The sequence below is a fragment of the Methylobacterium sp. Leaf104 genome (assembly GCF_001422885.1).
Classification (GTDB): Bacteria; Pseudomonadota; Alphaproteobacteria; order Rhizobiales; family Beijerinckiaceae; genus Methylobacterium.
The window spans coordinates 1-6867 of the sequence record NZ_LMMZ01000022.1; the positions used below are offsets into that span (position 1 = coordinate 1).

At 75.7% G+C, this 6867-nt stretch carries 2 protein-coding genes and 1 pseudogene; all 3 read right to left on the bottom strand.

What is annotated here, in order from left to right:
• Positions 1–623, bottom strand: a 623-nt coding sequence (locus ASF49_RS24495) for an AMP-binding protein (RefSeq protein ID WP_244472831.1), incomplete at both ends; no start/stop codon positions are given.
• 1 nt (position 624) lies between these two features.
• Positions 625–1900: pseudogene (locus ASF49_RS24500) on the bottom strand (condensation domain-containing protein); the annotation flags it as partial.
• 186 nt (positions 1901–2086) lie between these two features.
• A partial coding sequence (locus ASF49_RS12565; RefSeq protein WP_156652998.1) for a non-ribosomal peptide synthetase occupies positions 2087–6867 on the bottom strand: 4781 nt, incomplete at its 5' end.

Below are 6867 nucleotides of genomic sequence, written 5' to 3' on the forward strand. Positions count from 1 at the left end.
CCCTTGGGCCGGCCGGTGGAGCCGGAGGTGTGGATGACGTAGGCGAGCTGGTCCGGGTGCAGGGGCACGGCGGGGGCGGTGGCGGGCTCGCGGGAGAGATCGAGGGCGTCGAGGTCGAGGGCGTCGGGCAGGTCGGGGACGGCGGCGAGGCGGGCGCGGGTGTCGGGGTCGCCGAGGACGAGTCGCGGTTGGGCATCGGCCAGGAGGGCGGCGATCCGGGCGGGGGGCAGGCCGGGATCGAGGGGCAGGAAGGCGCCGCCGGCGCGCAGGATCGCGAGGAAGGCGGCGATCTGGCGGGCGGAGCGCGGCAGGGCGACGGCGACGCGGGTCTCGGCCCGGACGCCGAGCCGGACGAGGGCGTGGGCGAGGCGGTTGGCGCTGGCGTCGAGGGCGGCGAAGGTGGTGGCGGTCTCGCCGCAGATCACGGCGGGCGCGTCGGGGCGTGCGGCGGCGGCCCGCGCGATCAGGCCGGGCAGGAGGTCGTCGGCCAGGGGCAGCGGTCCGGGATAGGGGGCCGACAGGGCCAGGCGGGTCCGTTCCGGGACCAGCGGCAGGAGGTCCACCCGCCGCGCCGGCTCCGCCACCAGCGCAGCCAGAAGTCCCAGGAAACCGTCGCGGATCCGNGGCGGGTCCGTTCCGGGACCAGCGGCAGGAGGTCCACCCGCCGCGCCGGCTCCGCCACCAGCGCAGCCAGAAGTCCCAGGAAACCGTCGCGGATCCGCTCCAGGGTCTCCTGCTGGAACAGGTCGCGGGCATAGCCGAAGGATCCGGAGAGGCCGCCCTCGGCGGTTTCCACGGTCTCCAGCACGAGGTCGAACTGGATGCTGCCGGTCTCGCGGCCGAACGGTGCCACGGTGAGGTCGCCGACCGCGAACCGCTCCGGACCCGTGACGCGGTGGTTGTGCATCACCTGGACCAAGGGGGTGTGGCTGACGCTGCGCCGGGTCTGCAGGGCCTCCACCAGCCGCTCGAAGGGAAGGTCCGCCTGCCCTTGCGCCTCCAGCATGGCGTCGCGTACGCGCGCGACGAAGCTCAGGACGCTCGCGGCCGGGTCGACGGTCAGGCGGAGCGCCAGGGTGTTCACGAACAGGCCGACCACGTGCTCCGTCTCGGGCCTGCCGCGATTGGCGATCGGCACGCCGATGCGCAGGTCCGCCTCGCCGGTGATCCGGCGCAGGAGCAGAGCGAAGGCGGCGAGGAGCACCATGGCGGGGGTGGCGCCGGTGGCCCGCGCGAGGTCGCGCAGAGCCTGTGCGACGCCCGCCTCCACCGCGAAGGCCACGGCCGCCCCACGGAAACTCTGGATCGCGGGCCGGGGCCGGTCGAGGGGCAGCGGCAGCACCGGGTCGCCGGTGCCGAGGCGGGTGCGCCAGCCCGCGAGCTGCCGGTCGAGTTCGCCCGCCTCCAGCCAGTCGCGCTGCCAGCGGGCGTAGTCCCCGTAGGCGATGGGCAGGGGCGGCAGGGCGGCCGAGGCTCCGGCCGCATAGAGCCGCATCAGGTCGCCGAGGAGGATCTCCACCGAGCGGCCATCGGCGACGAGGTGGTGCAGGGTCAGGAGCAGGACGTGCCGGTTCGGGCCGCAGCGGACCAGCCGCGCCCGCAGGAGCGGCGGTGCGGCCAGGTCGAAGGCCGCGCGCGCCTCCGCCCGCGAGAGGGCGTCGAGCCGCTCCCGCCGTTCTGCCGCTGCGAGATCCGACAGATCCGTCTCAAGCAGCGGAACGATGACGTCCGTGTGTGTCGCCGCCTCGACCCGGTCTCCCGCTCCCGCCCGGAAGCCGGTGCGCAGGCCCGGATGCCGGGCGACGAGGGCGGCGAGCGCTCCGGCGAGGGCCGTCGGGTCGAGGGGGCCGTCGAGGCGAAGGCCTCCGGCGATGTGCAGGAGGGCCGCGTCGCCCCCCATGCGGCCGATCGTCCAGAGCCGTTCCTGGGCGTAGGAGAGCGGCGCGGCCCCCGCATCGTCGCCGGCCACGATAGGCAGGCGCCCGAAATCGATGCCCCTGGCGGCGAGGGCGTCGAGGAAGAGCCGGCGCTTCTCGGCCGGGAGGCGGCCGAAGCGGCGGCTGAGATCGGCGGCGTGGGCGTTCACTCAGGTCTCCAGGTCGACGAGAAGATCGTCCATGGCGGAGAGATCGGCCCGCGCGTCCGAGCCGTCGGCCCGGTGCGCCTCCACCGCCCGGGCGAGGCTGCGCAGGGTCTGCGCCTCGAACACCGTGCGGATCGGAACCGGGGTCGCGAGGCGCTGGCCGATCCGCATCGTCACCTGGGCGGCGCTCAGGGAGTGGCCGCCGAGGCCGAAGAAGTTGTCGTCGCGCGCCACTGCGGTCAGGCCCAGCACCTCGCACCAGATCTGCGCGATGGCCCGTTCCGTCTCGCCCTCCGGCGGCTCGAACGTCGCCGCGGTGCGGGCCGGCTCCGGCAGGGCCTCCGTGTCGAGCTTGCCGTTGGCGGTCAGCGGCAGGGCCGCCAGGGCAACGATGCCGGCCGGCACCATGTGCTCGGGCAGGCGCCGCAGCAGGCGGGCGCGCAGGCCGGGCTCGTCCAGGTCCCCGGCCGCCGGATCCGCCGGGACCACGTAGGCGAGGAGGCGCGGCCCGCCGGGGCCGGCGCGCAGGATCACGGCGGCATCGGCGACCTCCGGCTCGGCCCGGAGAGCCGCGGCGACCTCGCCGGTCTCGATGCGGTAGCCACGCAGCTTCACCTGCCCGTCGGCCCGGCCGAGATAGGCGAGGCTGCCGTCCGGCCGGCGCAGGGCCCGGTCGCCGCTGCGGTAGAGCCGGGCGCCGGGTGGGCCGTGGGGATCGGGCACGAAGCGCGCGGCGGTGAGGCCGGGCCGGCCGAGGTAACCGCTGGCGAGGCCGGCGCCGCCCACGTGGATCTCCCCCGGCACGCCGTCCGGCACCGGATCCAGGGCGTCGTCGAGGAGGTGGAGGGTGAGGTCGTCAAGAGCCTCGCCGATCGGGCTGTCCGGCGCCGCGGCGTCGCCGGCCCGCAACACCCGCGAGGTGACGTGCACCGTGGTCTCGGTGATGCCGTACATGTTCACGAGGCGGGGGCTCGCGTCGCCGAAGCGGGCGAACCAGGGGGCGAGGCCCCCCACGTCCAGGGCCTCGCCGCCGAACACGATCGTGCGCAGGGCGAGAGGCGGGGACGGCGTGCGGGCCAGGGCCGCCTGCATCAGCGGCCGGAACGCGGAGGGGGTCTGGTTCAGGACCGTGACGCCCTCGTGCACGAGGAGATCGAGGAAGGCGTCCGCCGCCCGCGCGACCGAACGGGGCACCACGACGAGGCGTCCGCCATGGCAGAGGGCGCCGAAGATCTCCCAGACCGAGAAGTCGAATCCGTAGGCGTGGAACAGCGTCCAGACATCGGCCTCGCCGAAGCCGAACTGACCCTGCGTGGTCTCCAGGAGCCGGGCGACGTTGGCGTGGGTGATGACCACGCCCTTGGGCTGTCCCGTGGAGCCCGAGGTGTAGATCACGTAGGCCGGCTGGTCGGGATGGGGCGGCCCCGGCAGGGTCACGGCGTCGGTCTCGTCCGGAAGCGGGCCGTCGAGGCGGATGAGGCGGGGCGCCGGCGCGGGCCGCAGGACGTCCGGCCCGAGGGCGTCGCCCTGGACCAGGACATGTGCGGCGCCCGAATCGGCCAGCAGGAAGGCGAGCCGGTCGGCCGGGTAGCCGGGATCGAGGGGCAGGTAACCGGCGCCGCTCTTCAGGATCGCCAGCAGGCCGACCACGAGATCGAGGGAGCGCTCGGCGCAGAGGCCCACCAGGGCGCCGGGTCGGACACCGGCGCGCACGAGGTGACGGGCCAGCCGCGCGGCGCGGGCATCGAGCGCGCCGTAGCTGAGGTCCGCGCCCGCGCAGGTCACGGCGATCGCCTGGGGGCGCCGCTGCGCCTGCGCGGCGATGCGCCGGTGGATCGCCGGCTCAGCCGGGGCCGGCCCGGCCGGGGCCAGCAGGCGGGCACCGGCCCGGGCCGCGCGGCGCTCGCCCTCCGGGACGAGGTCCAGGCTCCCGAGGGGCGCCTGCGCGTTCTCCACCAGGGCCGCGAGGGTGCCGAGCATCTGCGCCGCCAGCCGGTCGATGTCGGCGGTGCCGATCCGGGCGCGGTCGTGGCTCCAGGTCAGGCGCGGCGCCGCGTCGAGGAGGACCGAGAGCGTCAGGGGCACGTCCGTCGCCTCCAGGGTCGTCACCGGCCCGAAGCGCAGGCCGCCCGCGTCGCGGTCGCGGACCACGGCATCGACGGGGTAGTTCTCGACCACGAGAAGGCTGTCGAAGAGCGGCCGGCCCGGCGAACCCGCCCAGCCCTGGATCGCCACCAGCGGCGCGAGGGCATGGTCGCGCAGGGTCGCGGCCGCGTCCTGCAACTCCCGCAGCCACGCGCCGACCGGCCTCTCGGCCGGCAGGTGGATGCAGCGCGGCACCGTGTTGATGAACAGGCCGAGCACCGCATGCATCCCGCCGTCATCGGCGGGCCGGCCCGAGACCGTGACGCCGAAGGCCACCCGGGACCGGTTGGTGAAGCGCGCCAGGGTCAGGGCCCAGGCGGCCTCGAACAGGGTCGCGAGAGTCACGCGCTCGGCGGGCGCCACGGCCTGGAGGCGCGCGACCTGCGCCCGATCCAGCGGGGTGTCGACAAGTCCGTGGCCGCTCCGCCCCGCCTCGCCCGCGAGGGCGGGAGCGAGGAGGCTCGGTTCGTCGAGGGGCGCCAGGGCCTCCCGCCAATAGGCCGCGTCGCCTTCGGAATCGCCCCGCGCCAGGGCGGCGACGTGTTCCCGGAACAGGCGGTGGGGCGGCTCCACCGCCTCGCCCGCATAGGTCCGCAGCACCTCGGAGACGAGGCGGGCATTGCTCCAGCCGTCGAGGAGGAGGTGGTGGCAGGTCCAGATCAGGTGGTGGGACCCGTCCGGAAGGGCCGCCATGAGGAGGCGCATCAGCGGAGGACGCGCGAGGTCGAAGCCCTGCGCCCGCTCGGCTTCCGCCAGGGCGCCGAGATCCGGCGCCGCGTCCGTGCGCAGGTCGCGCCACGCGACGGGAAGCTCCGCCGTCGCGTGGACCACCTGGAGCGGCGCGCCCATCGCCTCGGTCCAGAGAAAGCCGCAGCGCAGGATCGGGTGCCGGGCGAGCGCCGCCCGCCACGCCGCCACGAAGCGCGGGGCGTCGAGGCCCGCGATGGTGACGGCGAGCTGATTCACGTAGAGGCCCGTTCCGGGCGCGGCGAGGGCGTGGAACAGGATGCCGGCCTGGGCGGGGGCGAGCGGGTAGAGGTCGCTGACGCTGCGGTCGTCGAGGCCGAGGCGATCGAGCCCGTCCTGGTCGAGGCCCGCGAGGGGCACGTCGGACGGGGTCAGGCCAGGCGCCCCCGTTGCGGATGCCAGCGCCGCGAGTTCGTCCCGGATGCGCTCCGACAGGGTCCCAATGGTGGACTCCGCGAAGCGCGTCTTCGCATAGGCGAGGCGCAGGGTGAGGCTGCCGCCGCGCACGTAGCTGTTGATGGTGAGCTCGGCGCCGAGCGGTGAATCCGGGTCGGCCGAGAGGCGCATGTCCTCGGCGTCCAGGGAGAACAGGCCGCCCGGGGCGAGACCGTCGAGGGTGCCGAGATGGTTGAAGGTCAGGGCCGGCACCGGCAGAGCGGCCAGGCGGTCGCGGGACTCGGTGGGACCCAGCTCGCGCAGGCGGCCGAATTCGTCCGCCGCGCCGGGCAGGCCGCGCAGGGCCTCCTTGACCACCCGAACGTCGCGATCGCGGTCCCCCGTGAGGGCGAGGCGCACCGGAACCAGCGTGGTGAACCAGCCCACGGTGCGCTCCACCGCCAGGGCCGCATCGCGGCCGTGCCGTTCCACGGTGACGTGCAGGGCATCTCCGCCGGCCCAGGCGGCGACCGCGCGGGCGATGCCGGTGAGCACCCGTTCGTGCAGGCGCGGGCGCGTCGGCCCCCCTGCCCTGTCGAGGCCGGCGGTGGTGCCGGCATCGAAGGTGATCCGGATCTCGCGGGCGTCGCGCTGCCGGCGGGTGCCGTCCGGATGGTCGACCGGCAGGGCACGGGAGGGGGCGCCGAGGGCGGCGATCCAGGGCGCGGGGTCTCGCGGCGGCTGCGCGCCGAGATGGTGCGCGACGGCGCGGAACGGGACGGCCGGGGCGGCGAGCGCGGCCCCGTCGCGGTACAGCGCTTCGAGGTCGGTGAGGAGTATGCGCCAGGAGACCGCGTCGACGACGAGGTGATGGGCGGTCAGCAGGAGGCGGGCCGGGCCGTCGTCGGTCACGGCGAGGATTGCCGCGAAGACCCGGCCGCGCGCGAGGTCGAGGCCCCGCTCGGCGGCGCGGAAACAGGCTTCCGTCTCGGCCTCGTACGCGACCGCAATCCGGGCGACCGGGTCGGGCAGCTGCTCGGCCGGGACGGGCGCCTGGGTCCAGGCACCCTCGCGGTCGCGCCGGAAGGCCGTGCGCAGGGCCTCGTGGCGGGCCGGAAGGCGGCGCAGCGCGTCGGCGAGGCGGTCGCCGTCGACATCCGCCCCGAGGGTCAGGCGCAGCGACTGGTTCCAGTGGTCCGGGCGCGGCATGTCCTGGCGCAGGAACCACGCCTGGATCGGCGTGAGCGGGGCCGGGCCTTCCGGCAGGGCGGGCGCGGGCGCCTCGGTGTCGCGCGTCCGGAGCACGCGGGCCAGGGCCGCCACGCTCTGATGCGCGAAGATCTGCCGGGGCTGTGCGGCAAAGCCCGCCTCGCGCAGGCGCGCCACGATCTGGAGGCTGAGGATCGAGTCGCCGCCGGCCTCGAAGAAGTTCTGATCGGGGTGGATGGTTGTGAGGCCGAGGGCCTCGGCCCAGATGCGCGCGACGACGGCCTCGGTCTCGCTGAGCGGGCGGGCCG